The sequence below is a fragment of the Polaromonas sp. P1_F9 genome (genome assembly GCF_056405615.1).
Genome location: NZ_JBFUBT010000002.1, coordinates 603486 through 622059 on the forward strand (window position 1 = coordinate 603486; position 18574 = coordinate 622059).

Below are 18574 nucleotides of genomic sequence, written 5' to 3' on the forward strand. Positions count from 1 at the left end.
AAAAGATAGTAAACATGAAAATCGCAATCCTCCCTGGTGACGGCATCGGCACTGAAATCGTCGCGGAAGCCGTCAAGGTCTTGAAGGCGCTCGACCTGAAGTTTGAAACCGAAAGCGCACTGGTCGGCGGCGCAGCATACGAGGCCCATGGCCATCCGCTGCCCGAAAGCACGCTGAAGCTCGCCAAGGAAGCCGATGCCGTGCTGTTCGGTGCCGTCGGCGACTGGAAATACGACAAGCTCGACAGGCCGCTGCGACCGGAGCAGGCCATCCTCGGCCTGCGGAAAAACCTCGGCCTCTTTGCCAACTTCCGCCCGGCGATTTGTTACGCGCAGCTGGTGGACGCCTCCAGCCTCAAACGCGAGCTGGTGTCCGGCCTGGACATCCTCATCATCCGTGAGCTGACCGGCGACATCTACTTCGGCCAGCCACGCGGCCGCCGCGTCTCGCCCGACGGCCACTTTCCCGGCTCGGAAGAAGCCTTTGACACCATGCGCTACTCGCGCCCCGAGATCGAGCGCATCGCGCACGTCGCCTTCCAGGCAGCCCGCAAACGTGACAAGCGCGTCACCAGCGTCGACAAGGCCAATGTGCTGGAAACCTTCCAGCTTTGGAAAGACGTGGTTACCGAAGTCGGCAAGGAATACCCCGACGTCGCGCTGGACCACATGTATGTCGACAACGCCGCCATGCAACTGGTGAAAGCGCCCAAGAAGTTTGACGTGGTCGTCACCGGCAACATGTTCGGCGACATCCTGAGCGACGCCGCCGCCATGCTCACCGGCTCCATCGGCATGCTGCCCTCGGCCAGCCTGAACGACAAAAACCAGGGCCTGTATGAGCCCAGCCACGGCAGCGCGCCCGACATTGCGGGCAAGGGCGTGGCCAACCCGCTGGCCACCATCCTGAGTGCGGCCATGATGCTGCGCTTCAGCCTGAACCAGCCCGAGGCCGCCGCCCGCATCGAAAAAGCCGTGGATGCCGTGCTGAGCCAGGGCCTGCGCACGCCTGACATCTATAGCGAAGGTACGACAAAAGTCGGCACGGTGGAGATGGGCAACGCAGTCGTAAAAGCGCTGGGATAACCGGAGCCCCCACGCTTTTTCACTGCGTGTAATGCGCTGCCCCCCGAGGGGGCGCATTTTTCCTTGGGGCGGCCCGGCGCAAAAACATCTCTGACGTTTTTTTGCAGCAAACCACCTCAAACCAGCGTCAAAACACGGGTTTGAGGCGGCCATCAGCCCCGATAAAGCCAAGCCTGGCTACAATCGACACATGCGCAAAAACCCCGCACCCACCCGCCTGATCGCCGCTTCGCGCGCGATCGGCGCTGCGCCGGTTTTTGCCCAGATCACCAAAACGACCACCATTAAAGGCTAGCAAGCCTGGTTCGTCGTGCCCTGCCGGCTCGATGAGCCGGGCCAAAAAGCCTTATTTTTGACTTTTTGAAGGGCAGTTCCAATGAAACTCAAAGGCAACCTCACAGGACTCGTCGGCTGGCGCGGCATGGTCGGCTCGGTCCTGATCGATCGCATGCAGGCCGAAGGCGACTTCGACCTGATCGAGCCGGTTTTCTTCTCGACCTCCAACGCCGGCGGCAAGGCCCCAGCCCAGGCCAAGAACGAAACCACGCTGAAAAACGCCTTTGACATTGAAGCGCTCAAGAAGTGCGACATCATCGTCACGGCCCAAGGCGGCGACTACACCTCGGAAGTTTTCCCCAAGCTGCGCGCGGCCGGCTGGACGGGCCACTGGATTGACGCGGCCTCCACGCTGCGCATGAACGACGACGCCATCATCATCCTGGACCCGGTCAATCTGCCGGTCATCCAGAATGCCATGGCCAAGGGCGGCAGGAACTGGATTGGCGGCAACTGCACGGTGAGCTGCATGCTGATGGGCGTGGGCGCGCTGTACAAGGCCGGCCTGGTCGAATGGATGACCAGCATGACCTACCAGGCGGCCTCCGGCGGCGGTGCACAGCACATGCGCGAGCTGCTGACCCAGTACGGCACGCTCAATAGCGAAGTCCGCACCTTGCTGGACGACCCCAAATCAGCCATCCTGGAAATCGACCGCCGCGTGCTGGCCAAACAGCAATCGCTGAGCGGCGACGAGACCGCCAACTTCGGCGTACCGCTGGGCGGCTCGCTGATCCCCTGGATCGACAAAGACCTGGGCAACGGCATGAGCAAGGAAGAATGGAAAGGCGGCGCGGAGACCAACAAGATCCTGGGCCAGGGCGCCAGCTTCGGTACGGCCGAAACGCCGGTCGACGGCTTCTGCGTGCGCATAGGCGCCATGCGCTGCCACAGCCAGGCCCTGACCTTCAAGCTGAAGAAGGACGTGCCGTTGGCAGATATCGAGGCCATGATCGCCGCAGACAACCAGTGGGTCAAAGTGGTACCCAATACGCGCGAGGCCTCGATCAAGGACCTCACACCAGTCGCCGTGACAGGCACCATGCAGATTCCGGTGGGTCGCCTGCGCAAGCTGGCCATGGGCCCCGACTACCTCGGTGCCTTCACCGTGGGCGATCAGTTGCTCTGGGGTGCGGCCGAACCGCTGCGCCGCATGCTCCGCATCCTGCTTCAGGGGTGAATAATTCGGGGTGAGTAGTTGCCAACATGCGGTTGCTCATCCGTAACCACTTGTTTCCGTGCGTTGTCGTCTGACAACATCCTGAACATGTAAGTTGATGCTAACTCGATGTGTCAAAACTTAAGTGGTGTCTTAGCTTGTCAGCCTAATGCCTTGATGTTAAGGTTGTTTTTCGAAAATTCGCATCGAGGTTTTTGTGCGCTTAAGCAGAATAAAGTTACATGCAGACCGAGCACTGGAGGCTCCCAACCCCATGAATAAACGCGGTCGTTGGCGTATTGGCGCCCTGGCGAGTGCCATTGCCTTGCTGGGCAGCCTGGCAAGTCTTGAAGCCCATGCGCTTGCGCTGGGCCGGATCACCGTTCAATCGGCGCTGGGTGAACCCCTTCGCGCCGAAATCGAGATCACGGACATCAAGCCCGATGAAGCAGCCAGCCTTCGGGCCGGTGTTGCACCGGCAGAAGCCTTCAAGGCAGCAGGCATGGAATACGGCACGGTAGTCACCGGCGTCGAAGTCAGCCTGCAACGCCGGGCGGACGGACGGTCTTTCCTGCGCTTGAGCAGCAACCGCCCCGTTACCGAGCCTTTCGTGGACCTCATCCTGGAGGCCAATTGGTCGAACGGGCGAATTACACGCGACTACACCATGCTGTTTGACCCGCCGGCCCTGCGGTCCGGCAGTAGCGGTACTGCGGTTGCACCCACTGCACCTGTGCTGTCACGCCCCGGTTCGCCCAATGCCGCGCCGCCCTCCAAAGGCATTGCGTCCATCCCCTATTCCCCCTCAGGCTCCAGTTCCAGCACCGCCAGGTCCGCGCCCGCAGCGAAAGCACCGGCCGCAAAGATGGAAAAAGCGCCCGCCGGCGATACCCAGGTCACCGTCAAATCCGGTGACACCGCAGGCAAGATCGCCGCCCAGAACAAGCCGTCCAGCATTTCGCTGGACCAGATGCTGGTCGCCTTGCTCCGAAGCAATCCGGATGCCTTCATCGGCGGCAACGTCAACCGCATCAAGTCCGGCGCCGTGCTGGACATCCCGACCGCGGAATCGGCCGGCGCTGTCTCCCCCGGCGAAGCTACGCAGACCATCGTCGCGCAAAGCAAGGACTTCAACACTTTCCGCCGAAAACTCGCAGAAGGCGTGCCGGCTGCACAGGTAGCCGGTGCCGACCGCCAGGCCGGTGGCAAGGTACAAGCCAAGGTGGAAGACCGGGCACCTGCCAGCACCACCCCCGACAAGCTCACCCTGTCCAAGGGAGCCGTCAAGGGCAAGGCAGCGACAGCCGCCGAAGAAAAGATTGCCAAGGAACGGCAAGCCAAAGAAGCCTCGACACGGGTCGCGGAGCTGTCCAAAAATATCAACGAGCTCAACAAGCTCGGAAGCGGTCCTGCAGCGGCACCCGCAGCCAGCGCGGCCAAAACGCCAGGTGTGGCTGTTCCAGCCCCGTCCAGCGTCACGGTGCCCGCGGCGGCTCCGGCAGCTTCGGCGCCCTCCATCGCCGCATCGGCAACCTCCACCAAGGCAGCCGCTACACCCATACAGGCGGCCAGCGCAGTAGTTACCGGCACGACGCCTGCGGGTGCCATGGCACCCGCCTCTGCAGCCTCAGCCACGGCTGCAAGCGCCGAGCCTCTTGCAGTGGCTTCACAACCAGCCCCCGCGGCCAGCGAACCCGTCGCACCGGTGGCAGCCGCTCCGGCAGCACCCAAAAAACCGGTTGTTGCGCCGCCTCCGCCGCCACCTGAACCCAGCCTGATCGACGAACTGCTGGAAAACCCCCTGGTATTGCCGGGCGTAGGCCTTTTGGTCGCGTTGCTCGCCGGATTCGGCTTTTACCGGTACCGCCAGCGCGCCGGTGGGGCCCAGGTTGACAGCTCTTTCCTTGAAAGCAGGTTGCAGCCCGATTCTTTTTTCGGCGCCAGCGGCGGCCAAAGAATTGACACGAATGAAGGCAACGCCACGGGCTCGTCCCTGGTGTATTCGCCCAGTCAATTGGACGCCGCTGGCGACGTAGACCCCGTAGCCGAAGCCGATGTGTACCTGGCATATGGACGCGACCTGCAAGCTGAAGAAATCCTCAAGGAGGCGATGCGCACCAGCCCCATGCGCGTGGCAATTCATGCCAAGCTGATGGAAATCTATGCAAAACGCCGCGACAGCAAGGCATTTGAAACTGTCGCCATCGAAGCCTTCAATCTGACCCACGGCAATGGCCCGGAATGGGCGTACATCACCGAGATGGGCCGCGAGCTCGACCCTTCGAACCCGATGTACCAGCCTGGCGGACAGCCCGCCGGCACAGCCTCCGCCGCCGGGACCTCGGCGTTCAGCCCGGGCGGTACCGTGGCCATGGTGGCTCAACCGGTCAATGTCCCTGCGCCAACACCGGCCGTGGACGTTGATCTTGACCTGGATTTCTCACTCGGTGATGAGCCTGATACAGCCACGACCCCTGCGGCAATATCGGCACCCGTTGCACCAAAACCAGTTGCCCCGCCCGTTGCCAAGAAACCGGAACCCGCCGCCCTGAACATGGATTTCAGCAGCGCAACGGTTGCCATGCCTGCGGCCAAGCCACCGGCACCTGCTGCGGCCAAACCCGCCGAAGCGGCACCTGAGATTTCCTTTCTGTCCGAAGGCCTGAACTTTGAACCCGAGCCGTTCGTCCCGCCAGCCAAACCGGTTCCGCCGGTCAAGGCCGCTCCGGCCCCGGCCCCGGCAGTAGCCGACAGCGGCATGCTGGAATTCGACCTGGGTTCGCTTTCACTTGACCTGAACGGTCCAACAACGGAGAGTCCCGCTCCTGAGTTTGAAGTATCTTCTTCGTCGGATGACCCGCTTGAAACCAAGTTCATGCTGGCCGAAGAGTTCCGCTCGCTGGGTGACACCGACGGTGCCCGCTCACTGGCCGAAGAAGTACTGGCAGAAGCCAGCGGCCCGCTGAAAGTCAAGGCGCAGGCGTTCCTGAACGCCTTGGCGTGAGCGCAGCCTGAACGCACCGCGTTCACTGCGCACCGGCCGGGGTTCAACCGTGAGGATAGCCCTCGGCGTCAGCTACAGCGGAAGTGCCTACGAGGGCTGGCAAAGCCAGCTCTCGGGCAACACCGTGCAAGACAAGCTGGAGCTGGCTTTAGCCAGATTTGCCGCCCAGCCGATTCGCACCCTCTGCTGCGGGCGCACCGACGCTGGCGTGCATGCGCTGATGCAGGTCGTGCACTTTGACACGCCCCTGCAGCGCGATATTGCCTCATGGGTGCGCGGCACCAACACCTTTTTGCCCGGTGACATCGCGGTGCAATGGGCGCGTGAGGTCCCCGACGAATTCCATTGCCGCGGCAGTGCCATCGCACGCAGGTACGCCTACGTGGTGCTGGAATCGCCGGTACGGCCCAGTGTGGAAGCCGGGCGTGTCGGCTGGGTCTACCGGCCACTGGACGGCGCTGCGATGCGACAGGCCGTCACGCACCTCATTGGCAAGCACGATTTCAGCTCTTTCCGGGCCGCGCAGTGCCAGGCCAAGTCCCCCGTCAAAACGATCAGCCGAATCGACATTTCGGAGCGTGCCGGTACGGGCTCAAAATATTGGCGCTTCGAGTTCGAGGCGAACGCCTTTTTGCACCACATGATTCGCAACATCATGGGCTGCCTGGTGGCTGTCGGCCAAGGCAACTACCCGCCAGGCTGGCTGGCCGAGGTAAGGGACGCGCGCAGCCGCGACGCAGCCGCGCCCACCTTTTCACCGGACGGCCTGTACTTTCTGGGGCCCGTCTACGAAGACCATTACGGCCTCCCGGCTCGCGCGCCAGCCTATGATTGGTTACCATGACGCGCGCCCCCGTTGCTCCCCCACTTCGTGTGGGTCGCTGCCCCCCTCAAGGGGGCAACACCAGCGGCCCGGCAAAGCCGGTTCCGCGATGTTCCTGGGCTGTGCAGTGCCGGGTGCATAGACTATGTGCGGCGTTTCGCGCCATGGACCTTTCAGGATGAGTACACAAAACACCCTGCCCGCCACCCGCACCCGAATCAAGATCTGCGGCCTCACCCGCGAGGAAGACGTGGACGCGGCCGTGGCTGCCGGAGCCGATGCAGTCGGGTTTGTGATGTACGAAGCCAGCCCGCGCTATGTGACAGCCGAACGCGCCACCGAACTGGCTCGCCGCCTGCCTCCTTTCGTCACGCCGGTGCTGCTTTTCGTCAATGCCCCCGCTACAAAAATCATAGCTGCTTGTGCAGGCCTACCAATGGCTTTACTGCAATTTCATGGCGACGAAACACCCGAAACCTGCCTGGAGGCCGGGCGCCCATTCATGCGCGCCGCACGCATTCCACTTGGTGAAAAAACCACTGAAAGCACGCCCGGAACCTCCGGCAGCTTTGATCTCGTAAAATACGCACAAGACTTCAAGGCCGCACAAGCCATCCTGCTCGACGCTCATGTCGAAGGTTATGGCGGCGGCGGGAAAACATTCAATTGGTCACTTCTTCCTCCAAACGTCAGCGCTCACCTCGTTTTGTCTGGTGGATTGACGCCTGCAAACGTGATCGATGGCATTTTGCAAGTCAGGCCGCGTTGCACAACGCTGGCCGTTGATGTCAGTTCGGGCGTCGAGATTTCCAGGGGAATCAAAAGCGCCGACAAGATCAACCAGTTTGTAGCGGCCGTTCGCGCCGCTGACGAGCTACTTGCAAAGAGTCCCAACCATGTACGAGTACCACCAGCCTGACGTTTCAGGCCATTTCGGAGTTTACGGCGGCAGTTTTGTTTCAGAAACCCTGACGCATGCCATCAACGAGCTCAAAGACGCTTACGCCAAATACCAGCACGACCCGGAGTTTCTCGCCGAATTCCACTCCGAGCTGAAGCATTTTGTAGGCCGCCCCTCCCCGATCTACCACGCCGCACGCATGAGCCGCGAACAGGGCGGCGCGCAGATTTACCTCAAGCGCGAAGACTTGAACCACACCGGCGCGCACAAGATCAACAACACCATAGGCCAGGCCATGCTGGCGCGCCGCATGGGCAAGCCACGCGTCATCGCCGAAACCGGCGCCGGCCAGCACGGCGTAGCCACCGCCACCATCTGTGCCCGCTACGGCCTCGAATGCGTGGTCTACATGGGCAGCGAAGACGTCAAGCGCCAAAGCCCCAATGTCTACCGCATGAACCTGCTGGGCGCCACCGTCGTGCCGGTCGAAAGCGGCAGCAAAACGCTCAAGGATGCGCTCAACGAGGCCATGCGCGACTGGGTCGCCAACGTGGACAACACCTTCTACATCATCGGCACGGTGGCGGGCCCGCACCCCTACCCCATGATGGTCCGCGACTTCCAGAGCGTGATCGGCACCGAATGCCTGCAGCAGATGCCGGAGTTCATCGGCACCCGGCAACCCGACGCGGTGATTGCCTGTGTGGGCGGCGGCAGCAACGCCATGGGCATCTTCCACCCTTACATCCAGCACGCAAAAACCCGCCTCATCGGCGTGGAAGCCGCCGGTGAAGGCCTGGACAGCGGCAAGCACTCGGCGTCGCTGCAGCGCGGCCTGCCCGGTGTGTTGCACGGCAACCGCACCTACGTGCTGCAAAACGACGACGGCCAGGTCACCGAAACGCACAGCATCAGCGCGGGCCTCGACTACCCGGGCGTAGGCCCCGAACACGCCTTCCTCAAAGACATCGGCCGCGCCGAATACGTCGGCATCACCGACATCGAGGCGCTGGAAGCCTTTCACTACCTGTGTCGTACCGAAGGCATCATCCCGGCGCTGGAGTCCAGCCACGCTGTTGCCTGCGCCATAAAGATGGCCCGCGGCATGCGCCCGGACCAGAGCCTGCTCGTCAATCTGTCAGGCCGTGGTGACAAGGACATCGGCACCGTGGCCGACCTTTCGGGCGCCGATTTTTACGACCGGCCTTCCATGCGGGGCCTCTCCGTCAAAGGCGGCGCGAATGCCGCCAAGGACAGCGGGGTGAAGTCATGAGCCGCATCAGCACCACCTTTTCCACACTGAAAAATCAGGGCCGCAAGGCCTTGATCCCCTACGTCACGGCAGGCTTTCCATTTGCCGACGTGACGCCTGAACTGATGCACAGCATGGTGGCCGGCGGCGCCGACGTGATCGAGTTGGGCGTGCCCTTTTCCGACCCCAGCGCCGACGGCCCCGTGATTCAGAAAGCCGGTGAAAAGGCCTTGTCCCTGGGCATCGGCCTGGCACAGGTGCTCGACATGGTGCGCCAGTTCCGCACCAAAGACAGCACCACCCCCATCGTTCTGATGGGCTATGCCAACCCGGTCGAGCGCTACGACATCAAGCACGGCGGCAGCAAAACCGAAAGCGCTTTCATCCGCGATGCCGCACAGGCCGGGGTGGACGGCGTGCTGATCGTCGATTACCCGCCCGAAGAATGCGTGGAGTTTGCCGCCCGGCTGCGCGCGCATGACATGGACCTGATCTTTTTGCTGGCCCCCACCTCTACCTCCGCCCGCATGGCCCAGGTGGCCGAAGTCGCCAGCGGCTACGTGTACTACGTCTCGCTCAAAGGCGTGACGGGCGCCGGCACGCTGGATGTGGACGCCGTGGAAGCCATGCTGCCGCGCATCCGCGAGCATGTGAACGTGCCGGTGGGTGTGGGCTTCGGCATACGCGATGCGGCTACGGCCAAAGCCATCGGCAAAGTGGCCGACGCGGTGGTGATCGGCAGCAAGATCATCCAGCTGATTGAGAACCAGCCGCGTGACAAGGTTGCCGCGGTGGCGCATGACTTTCTGAAAGAAATCCGTACCGCTTTAGGCTGACTTTTCACTTCACTTTTGCCAGGCGAAACCGGCGCATAATTGCGCTTTTCGCCCGGCAAAAGCCCAAAAGGCATTGAAGCGACAGGCGCCCAGGCGCTACCCGACACCATAAGGACTGACACACATGTCTTGGTTAGAAAAACTCCTCCCGCCCAAAATCAGCCCCACCGACCCGACCGAGCGCCGTAGCGTGCCAGAGGGCCTGTGGATCAAGTGCCCGAGCTGCGAAGCCGTGCTCTACAAGACGGATCTGGAGAAAAACCAGAACGTCTGCCCGCAGTGCAGCCACCACCACCGCATAGGCGCGCGCGCGCGCCTGGACGCCTTTCTGGATCCCGAAGGCCGTTACGAACTGGGCCAGGAAGTGCTGCCCGTCGACGCCCTGAAATTCAAGGATAGCCGCAAATACCCCGAGCGCTTGAAAGAAGCCCTGGAAAACACCCAGGAAACCGACGCCCTGGTTGTGATGGGCGGAGCCGTACACAGCATCGGCGTGGTGGTTGCCTGCTTTGAGTTTGACTTCATGGGCGGCAGCATGGGCAGCGTGGTGGGCGAACGCTTCGTGCGCGGCGTGCACGCGGCCATCGAACAAAAAGTACCCTTCATCTGCTTTACCGCCACCGGCGGCGCACGCATGCAGGAAGGCCTGCTAAGCCTGATGCAAATGGCCAAAACCAATGCATCGCTGACCCGCCTGGCCAAAAAAGGCCTGCCCTACATCAGCGTGCTGACCGACCCGACCATGGGCGGTGTGAGCGCCGGCTTTGCTTTCGTGGGCGACATCGTGATCGCCGAGCCCAAGGCCCTGATCGGTTTTGCCGGTCCGCGCGTCATTGAGTCCACCGTACGCGTCACGCTGCCTGAAGGCTTTCAGCGCGCCGAGTTTTTGCAGACCAAAGGCGCGGTTGATCTGATTTGCGACCGCAGGGAACTGCGCAAGACCGTGGCCAATTCCCTGGCCATGCTGCTACGCCAACCGGCTGATGCCGTCAGCTGAGAACCCGGCAAGCCTTTCCTCGAAAAGCCCCTGAAGCAAAGCGTATTAGCCGCTCGAAAAGTTCACCGCACGGGTCACATGGGATGATGTGGTTCACGGCACTCCAAAGCACGATGAGACCATGCCAGAAGCCCTGACGCTGAGTTCCCTCCCTCTCTTCCCGCTGGGCGCGGTACTGTATCCCGGCGGCGTGCTGCCACTGCGCATTTTTGAGATTCGCTATCTCGACATGATCGGCAAGTGCCACAAGGCCGGCGCGCCTTTCGGCGTTGTCTCGCTCACCGAAGGCACCGAGGTACGCCGGCCCGCCGATGCCGGCACCCCCACGGGCGACGGCTTTGCGAACGAGGCCTTCAGCACCGTGGGCACCCTGGCCACCATCACCGAATTTTCCATCCCCCAGCCGGGCCTGATGGTCATCCGTTGCACTGGGGCGCAGCGCTTTGAAACTACCCGCCGCGAAAAACTCAGGCATGGCCTGTGGATTGCCGACGTCACCCGCCTGGAAGACGACCAATTGGTGGAAATCCCGGCAGACCTGCAGGCTACGGCCAATGCGCTGGGCAAGCTGATCAAAAGCCTGCAGGAACGCGAGGTGCCGCAGGCACAAATGCCGCTATTGGCACCCTACAGGCTGAACGACTGCGGATGGGTCGCCAACCGCTGGTGCGAACTGTTGCCAATGCCGCTGGAATTAAAGCAGCGCCTGATGCAGCTGGACAACCCATTGATGCGGCTGGAACTGGTCAGCGACATTCTGGAACGCACAGGAATTTCAATTTAGGACATCAATAGACTTGCGGGTGGTATTCCGGAACGTGACGGCAGAGCCAAGCTCGGAGATCGCTGCTCGGAGGCGATGGACCCGTCGTAGCAATCCAATCCGTTACGCTGCTTATTGCAACCACTTGGTTCCCCGAGGTCTTGGCAATGCGCAGCTTGGGATGAGGTGTCGGTTCGCTGGTCTCGTCATCAGCCAATAGTTCCTCAAAAAGCTTTTCTCCTGGCCGCAAGCCAGTGAATGCGAGAGGCACATCCTGTTCAGTCTTTCCGGAAAGCCGGATCATCATGCGCGCAAGATCGGCAATCTTGACCGGTTCACCCATATCCAGCACATATATCTGCCCGCTTTTCCCCATCAACCCGGCCTGTAGCACAAGCTGGGCCGCCTCCGGTATAGTCATGAAGTAGCGCACGATATCGGGATGGGTAACTGTGATCGGCCCCCCCCGCGCAATCTGCTCTGTAAATAAGGGGACAACCGAACCACTGGAACCCAGCACGTTACCAAAACGGACGGAAACAAACTGGGTTGTTGGATGCTCCAATGCAACTCCCCCTACGACCAACTCCGCCATGCGTTTGGTTGCACCCATGATATTGGTCGGATTGACCGCCTTGTCAGTAGAGATCAGAACAAAGCGAGCCGCACCGCATTCGCCCGCGACCTTCGCCACATTAAAAGTTCCTAAAACATTGGTGCGGACCGCTTCAATTTCATTGTGATGCTCCATCAATGGCACATGTTTGTAAGCAGCAGCATGGAAAACTACGGATGGGTTGTACAGCGCCGCGATAGAACGTATGCGCTCCATCTCGCGCACATTGGCCGTGTAGTACAACCCCTGCATTTGTGGATAGGCTTGCCGCAAATCCTGTTCCAGCTTGTAAATCGCAATCTCGGAAGAATCTATGCACACCATTCGCGCGACGCCGAGCCGGGCGACCTGGCGGCACAATTCGGAGCCAATAGAGCCTCCCGCGCCTGAGATCATCACGGTCTTCCCGGAAAAAAGTTCGGCAAGGGTTTTGACGTCAAGTTGTACCGAATCTCGACCTAACAAATCCTCGAGTTCGATCTTTCTGACCGTATTGTCCCCGCCTCGAAGCCATTCTTCTGTCCCTGGCACCGTTAACAAAGGCAGTCCGGTTGCGCTGGCTTGAAGCATCAGGGTCTGCCGCCCCGGCGTTCCCTGTGGGCATGCAATCAACGCAGCTTTGGCATCAGTGGCTCTGACAATTTCTGCAATGTTTTCGGCCCTTCCCAGAACAGGAATTTGATGTACATAGCGTCCTAGTTCGGATGGCAGCGGCGACACGATGCCTACTGGATACCATTGCCGTGACTGTCGCAGCGCGTTAAACGCGGTGGAGGCATGTTGCATGGTCCCGACAATGAGAATCGGGTTTGCACCAATGATCGAACGCTTCTGCTCAAAAAGCATCCGCCAACCAATACGGGTACTGCCGAGCACCATCAACACCAAAATCGGATGCAACATCAATACCGACCTCGGAAAATTGGGTAAGCGCAGCATAAGTACGATGGCAGTCGTCAGCAACGCTCCTACGATGCAGGTCATCATTAATCGCCGCAGCTCCGGGATACCCGTGTAACGCCAGACATGGCGGTACATACCTCCAAACAACAGGGGAATACCGTAGCCGACGATGACCAGTGCGTAACTGCCGCGAATCAGCGCCTCAAAATCTTCCGGAATGTCGAGATTGAAGCGAAACCAAAACGCCAACCACCAAGTACCCAACAACAACGCTACGTCGAACGAGAGCATGGGCAGGGTAGCAGAGTGATAATTTATTTTTTTCACGACTTTTTATTCCGAGGCGATGCGGCCGCAAGCTCCAGTGACCGTTCATATAATGACCGGGACTCCATCTATTGTGTTCTCACCCGCCACCTCCAAAGCCGGGGAGCATTTATCCTGCCATCCTATGCTGAACAATAAATCTATTCTAATTACCGGCGGTACGGGGTCGTTCGGCAAAGCTTTTGTGCGAACAGTGCTGGCTCGCTACCCCAAGGTGCGGCGCCTGGTAATCTTTTCGCGCGACGAGCTCAAGCAATACGAAATGCAGCAGGTATTTTCGGAACGCCAATATCCGGCCCTTCGGTATTTTATTGGTGATGTGCGCGACGAATCACGTCTTAATCGAGCGCTGGAAGGCATCGATATCGTGGTGCATGCTGCCGCGCTAAAGCAAGTTCCAGCCGCCGAATACAACCCCTTTGAATGTATTAAAACCAATGTACTTGGCGCACAGAATCTGATCGAAGCTTGTCTGTCCAACGGCATACAACGCGTCGTGGCACTATCAACCGACAAGGCCGCCGCGCCAATCAATCTCTATGGAGCGACAAAGCTTTGCTCCGACAAACTATTTACGGCCGCCAACAACATACGCGGCAATCGCGACATCCGCTTCTCAGTCGTGCGCTATGGAAATGTAATGGGAAGCCGCGGCTCCGTGATTCCTTTTTTTCTGGATCGCCGCAGCAGCGGCGTCTTGCCAATCACCGACGAACGGATGACGCGCTTCAATATTTCGCTGCAAGAGGGCGTGGATATGGTGCTGTGGTCACTCGAACACGCATGGGGTGGCGAAGTGCTTGTACCCAAAATCCCCTCCTATCGCATCGTGGATGTCGCCACCGCCATTGCGCCTGAGTGCCGCCATGAAATCGTGGGCATCCGCCCGGGCGAGAAAATCCACGAAGAGATGATCACCTCCAGCGACAGTTTCAATACGGTGGATATGGCCCGTTACTACGCCATCCTGCCGGTGGCGGGCCAGTTTACGGCCGAGGACTATTGCAGGTCCATGAGAGCCACGCCGGTTCCCGCAGGTTTCGCCTACAACAGCGGCACCAATCCCGAATTTCTGTCGGTCGAGCAACTGCGCACGCTGATCGAGAACTACGTCATCAATCCACAGGTCGACTGAACGATTTAGGCGGGGACACATGGCATTCATCCCTTACAGCTGCCAGCAAATTACCCGGGCCGACATCGACGCCGTCAACGAGGTATTGCGCTCCGAATTTCTGACCCAGGGTCCGGCTGTGCCAGCGTTCGAAAAAGCGTTCTCGCAGCGCCACGATATTCGCCATGCCGTAGCCGTGACCAATGCCACAGCTGGATTGCATATCGCATGCCTGGCACTTGATGTGCGGCCGGGCTCACTGGTGTGGACCACACCCAACAGCTTTTTGGCCTCTGCAAACTGCGCGCGCTATTGCGGGGCGGACGTCGATTTCGTCGATATGGACCCTTCGACGCGCAATATTTCCATTACAGCCTTGGCCACGAAGCTGGCAGCGGCGGAACGCCTGGGACGGCTGCCCCAGGTGGTGATTCCGGTCGATTTCGCCGGGTTGCCATGCGATCTGCGCGAGATTCGCGGCTTGGCGGAGCGCTACGGATTTCGAGTGCTGGAGGACGCTTCTCACGCCGCAGGCTCCAGCTACTTGGGCCGGCCCACCGGCAGTCGGTGGGCCGACGTGTCGGTCTTCAGCTTCCACGCGGTCAAGATAGTCACCACCGCCGAGGGAGGGATGGTGACCACGCAAGACGGTGAATTGGCACGCCGGCTGCAGCTGCTGCGATCACACGGCATGACGAGAGAAACGGCCGAACTGGAGCGGGAACCGGAAGGGGACTGGTACTACGAGCAACACCTGCTGGGATTCAACTACCGGCTGACCGATATGCAGGCGGCGCTTGGCCTGTCCCAGCTGCAGCGGATGGAAGAGCTGCATCGCCAGCGAATTAGTCTCGCCAACCACTATGACCAGCTGCTTGGCGGCTTACCGCTCGTTCTGCCGCCTCGCCGCGACGATCGCGTTTCAGCCTGGCATCTCTACGCAATCGAGATCGACGAGCACGCCGGTCCCTCGCGTGCGGACGTTTTTCGGGCGATGCGCAAGGCGCAGATCGGGGTGAATGTGCACTACATTCCCATTCACCTTCAGCCCTACTATGCTAGTCTTGGCTTCAAACCCGGCGACTTTCCCGCTGCCGAGCACTACTATCGCGGGGCAATGAGCCTGCCGCTGTTCCCCGCGCTGACTGAAGCCCAGCAGCAAAAGGTGGTCAACACACTGAGAAGCGCGCTCGGAGTAATGCCGTGAGATTGGCCGTCATTCCGGCGCGTGGCGGAAGCAAGCGCATTCCGCGCAAGAACATTCGGCCCTTTGCCGGCAAACCGATGATCGGCCATGCGATCGCAGCGGCCCAGTCTTCGGGCCTGTTCGACAAGATCATCGTGTCGACCGACGACGCCGAAATCGCCTCGATCGCCGTTGCGATGGGCGCCCAGGTGCCGTTCATGCGGCCGGCGGGCCTGGCTGACGACCACACACCCACCGTGCCTGTGGTGGCGCATGCGATCGACGCATGCGCACAGCTCGGATGGGCCGCGCAGCAGGTTTGCTGTATCTATCCAGGGGTTCCATTCCTGCATGCGACAGACCTGCAGGAGGCACTGGCCTTGCTCGAAAAAGGCGCGGATTACACCTTCCCCGTAACCCCCTTCCCGTCTGCAATCCAGCGTGCATTGCGGCGCGAGTCCGACGGCTCGACCCAGCCCTATTTTCCTCAGTTCGCCTCGACCCGCACCCAGGACCTGCCTCCAGCCTTTCACGATGCGGGCCAGTTTTATTGGGGACGTGCTGCAGCGTGGTTAGCTGGCTTGAACATCCACCTTCACGGTCGTACCATCGTCATGCCGGAATGGCGAGTGGTCGACATCGACACCCCTGACGATTGGCAACGCGCCGAACTGCTCCACCTGGCTTTCGGCGGAAAAACCACAACATGAAAGTCGCCATCCGGGCCGACGCCTCCTCTGCAACCGGCAGCGGGCATATCATGCGCTGCCTGAGCCTGGCAGATGCGCTAGCGGCGCGCGGAGCCCGGATCCGTTTCGCCTGTCGCCCCCTGCCGAACCATCTGGCACAGGCCATTGCCACGGCAGGGCATTCGCTCGCCACGCTTTCCCTCTCAGCGCCGACGGGCAGCGAGGCGCCGCAAGAAGCTTGGGCCCCTGACCATCAAATCGAAGACGCCAAGGCCACAATAACTGCACTGGCGAATTTTCGGCCCGACTGGGTAGTAGTTGACCACTATGGGCTGGACCGAAGTTGGGAACAGGAGCTACGCCCAGTAACAAGCCACCTGATGGCCATCGACGACCTTGGGCGCCTGCACGAATGCGACGTCCTGCTGGACGCGAATTTCCACCGGAATGCACGAGCACGATATGCCACGAGTGCAGGTCATACAGCCTTGCTGCTCGGCCCTGCCTACGCACTCCTGAGGCCGGAATTCGCACGTGCACGCAGCAGGGTTTCCCCGCGCAGCGGCCCCGTTCGCAGGCTGCTGGTATTTATGGGCGGAATGGACTCGGGGAACGCCACGGGGCGCGTACTGGAGGCCGTGGCGCTGCTCGATGAGCCGCGGCCCCTGCTGGACATTGTGGTGGGAGCGGGCCACCCCGCACGTGCCGATATTGAGGCATATTGCCGGGCAAGGCCCGGTAGCCGCTGCCACGTTCAGACCTCTGACATGGCTACCCTGCTGACAGATACCGACCTGGCCGTCGGCGCGGGAGGCAGTGCGACCTGGGAACGTTGCTGCATGGGCGTTCCCACGCTTGCGCTGGCCCTGGCAGAAAACCAACGCATCCTTCTGGAGAGTGCGGCCCGGGCCGGACTCGTTTGTGCACCGGACGAAATGCTACTTGCTCCCTCCTTAATGGCGACCCAGCTGCAGGCCTTGCTGCACAACAGCGCCCTTCGGGAGTCGCTGTCGGTCGCCGGCATGGCCCTGGTCGACGGCCGCGGTGTGCAACGGGTTGCCGCCGCGCTATTCGGGGCACAGATCAGGGTGCGAATGGCCGTCGCGGAGGACAGTGAGCAAATTCACGCTTGGCGCAACGCCCCCGAAGTGCGCACATTTTCCCGCCAGAATGCAGAAATACCCCTGCAGGAGCACCGGCGCTGGTTCGAAGAGACCTTGCGCACACCGAATCGCGCGCTGCTGGTCGGCGAAGACGAGGAGGGCTCCGTCGGCGTGGCACGCTTCGACATCCAGGGCCAGGAAGCGGAGGTTTCTATCTACGTCGTCCCCTCGCGCCTTGGCCAGGGTCTGGGCTGCGGCCTGCTGCGTGCCGCCGAGGCCTGGCTTATCACTCACCGGCCGGATGTTTCGGCAATCCGTGCGGAGACGCTCGCCGCCAATGCGGCCTCGCGTCGCCTGTTTGAGAATGGGGGCTACAGCTTGGCTACCCACCGATTTTGGAAGAGGATCGAAACATGAGTGCGAACGCCGATATCAGCATCGCCGGCAGACAAGTCGGCGGCGACCACCCGCCCTTCATCATTGCCGAGATGTCCGGAAACCACAACCAGTCGCTCGAACGGGCGCTGGCCATTGTCGAAGCGGCAGCCCGTGCCGGCGCGCACGCGTTGAAGCTGCAAACTTACACAGCCGACACGATGACGCTCGACATACAGGGCGAAGGCTTCCAGATCCACGACAAGGATAGTCTTTGGAAAGGTGCTTCGCTGTACCAGCTGTACCAGCAGGCCTACACACCCTGGGAATGGCATGAGCCCCTGTTCGAGCGGGCTCGCGAGCTGGGCATGATCGCCTTCAGCACTCCATTCGATGAAAGCGCCGTGGAGTTCCTGGAGAGCATAGGCACCCCCTGCTACAAGATTGCGTCGTTCGAGAATACCGATCTCCCGCTGATCCGCCGTGTGGCGAAGACCGGCAAGCCCACGATCATGTCCACCGGGATGGCTTCAGTGGCGGAGCTTGACGAATCGGTGCGAGCCGCACGAGAGGCAGGCTGCCGCGACCTGATTCTGCTCAAATGCACCAGCACTTACCCGGCGACACCCGAAAACACCAACGTTTCGACCATCCCGCACATGCGCGACCTGTTCAACTGCCAGGTCGGACTGTCCGACCATACGATGGGTGTGGGTGTGTCTGTGGCCAGCGTTGCGCTCGGTGCGACAGTTATCGAGAAACACTTCACGCTAAGCCGCGCCGACGGCGGCGTGGACAGCTCGTTCTCGCTGGAACCCGCGGAGCTGGCGCAGCTCGTAGTGGAAACCGGCCGCGCCTGGCAAAGCCTGGGCCATGTGCACTATGGCCCCACAGAAGCCGAGCGCAATTCACTGCAGTTTCGCCGATCTCTGTACGTGGTAAAGAATTTGTTGCCGGGAGATGAACTCACCGCCGACAATGTTCGCGCCATCCGGCCGGGCCTGGGCCTGGCGCCCAAGCACCTGGAGGAGGTGCTGGGCTGCAAGGTCAACAAACCGGTGGCCCGCGGCACACCGCTGTCCTGGTCGCTGCTGAAATGAGTTCC

The 18574-nt window shown here is 61.0% G+C and carries 15 protein-coding genes; 14 read left to right on the top strand and 1 reads right to left on the bottom strand.

The window, feature by feature from the left end; all coding sequences use genetic code 11:
- Nucleotides 1–14 precede the first annotated feature (14 nt).
- From leuB to AC1DYR_RS08165, 9 genes are all read left to right on the top strand, one after another.
- Complete coding sequence (gene leuB, locus AC1DYR_RS08125) at nt 15–1085, top strand: 3-isopropylmalate dehydrogenase (protein WP_477704637.1); 1071 nt, start codon at nt 15–17, stop codon at nt 1083–1085.
- A gap of 376 nt (nt 1086–1461) precedes the next feature.
- Nucleotides 1462–2601, top strand: coding sequence for an aspartate-semialdehyde dehydrogenase (gene asd / locus AC1DYR_RS08130; RefSeq protein WP_477704638.1), 1140 nt, complete (start codon nt 1462–1464; stop codon nt 2599–2601).
- 253 nt (nt 2602–2854) lie between these two features.
- Nucleotides 2855–5584 (top strand): FimV/HubP family polar landmark protein, encoded by a 2730-nt coding sequence (locus AC1DYR_RS08135; RefSeq protein WP_477704639.1) that lies wholly within the window; start codon nt 2855–2857, stop codon nt 5582–5584.
- Between the two features lie 49 nt (nt 5585–5633).
- A complete protein-coding gene (truA, locus tag AC1DYR_RS08140; protein WP_477704640.1) occupies nt 5634–6428 on the top strand; it encodes a tRNA pseudouridine(38-40) synthase TruA in 795 nt (264 codons plus the stop codon).
- 124 nt (nt 6429–6552) lie between these two features.
- Nucleotides 6553–7326, top strand: a complete 774-nt coding sequence (locus tag AC1DYR_RS08145) for a phosphoribosylanthranilate isomerase (RefSeq protein ID WP_477704641.1) — start codon at nt 6553–6555, stop codon at nt 7324–7326.
- Nucleotides 7304–8581 carry a tryptophan synthase subunit beta gene (trpB, locus tag AC1DYR_RS08150; RefSeq protein WP_477704642.1) on the top strand — a complete coding sequence of 426 codons (1278 nt, stop codon included), beginning with the start codon at nt 7304–7306 and terminating at the stop codon, nt 8579–8581. The genes AC1DYR_RS08145 and trpB overlap by 23 nt, the downstream gene beginning before the upstream one ends.
- Nucleotides 8578–9396, top strand: coding sequence for a tryptophan synthase subunit alpha (gene trpA, locus AC1DYR_RS08155; protein WP_477704643.1), 819 nt, complete (start codon nt 8578–8580; stop codon nt 9394–9396). Before trpB ends, trpA begins: the two co-directional genes overlap by 4 nt.
- Before the next feature lie 124 nt (nt 9397–9520).
- A complete protein-coding gene (accD, locus tag AC1DYR_RS08160) occupies nt 9521–10393 on the top strand; it encodes an acetyl-CoA carboxylase, carboxyltransferase subunit beta (protein ID WP_457279350.1) in 873 nt (290 codons plus the stop codon).
- A gap of 121 nt (nt 10394–10514) precedes the next feature.
- Complete coding sequence (locus tag AC1DYR_RS08165; RefSeq protein ID WP_477704644.1) at nt 10515–11177, top strand: LON peptidase substrate-binding domain-containing protein; 663 nt, start codon at nt 10515–10517, stop codon at nt 11175–11177.
- Between the two features lie 4 nt (nt 11178–11181).
- Here the strand turns inward: AC1DYR_RS08165 and AC1DYR_RS08170 are convergent, their stop codons facing one another.
- Nucleotides 11182–13002: a polysaccharide biosynthesis protein gene (locus tag AC1DYR_RS08170; protein WP_477704645.1), complete on the bottom strand. Its 1821-nt coding sequence runs from the start codon at nt 13000–13002 to the stop codon at nt 11182–11184.
- A gap of 124 nt (nt 13003–13126) precedes the next feature.
- Between AC1DYR_RS08170 and pseB the strand changes: the two genes are divergently transcribed.
- From pseB to pseI, 5 genes are read left to right on the top strand one after another with little or no spacing between them, the layout of a single operon-like run.
- The gene (pseB, locus tag AC1DYR_RS08175; protein ID WP_477704646.1) at nt 13127–14137 is read left to right on the top strand and encodes a UDP-N-acetylglucosamine 4,6-dehydratase (inverting); all 1011 of its coding nucleotides are present in this window, start codon (nt 13127–13129) and stop codon (nt 14135–14137) included.
- A 19-nt stretch (nt 14138–14156) separates the two neighbouring features.
- Nucleotides 14157–15323 (top strand): UDP-4-amino-4,6-dideoxy-N-acetyl-beta-L-altrosamine transaminase, encoded by a 1167-nt coding sequence (gene pseC / locus AC1DYR_RS08180; protein ID WP_477704647.1) that lies wholly within the window; start codon nt 14157–14159, stop codon nt 15321–15323.
- Nucleotides 15320–16012: a pseudaminic acid cytidylyltransferase gene (gene pseF / locus AC1DYR_RS08185; RefSeq protein WP_477704648.1), complete on the top strand. Its 693-nt coding sequence runs from the start codon at nt 15320–15322 to the stop codon at nt 16010–16012. Before pseC ends, pseF begins: the two co-directional genes overlap by 4 nt.
- On the top strand, nt 16009–17511 hold the full coding sequence (pseG, locus tag AC1DYR_RS08190) for a UDP-2,4-diacetamido-2,4,6-trideoxy-beta-L-altropyranose hydrolase (protein ID WP_477704649.1): 1503 nt from the start codon (nt 16009–16011) through the stop codon (nt 17509–17511). Before pseF ends, pseG begins: the two co-directional genes overlap by 4 nt.
- Entirely contained in the window at nt 17508–18569 is a 1062-nt protein-coding gene (pseI, locus tag AC1DYR_RS08195) for a pseudaminic acid synthase (RefSeq protein WP_477704650.1), read from the top strand. Before pseG ends, pseI begins: the two co-directional genes overlap by 4 nt.
- Nucleotides 18570–18574 lie beyond the last annotated feature (5 nt).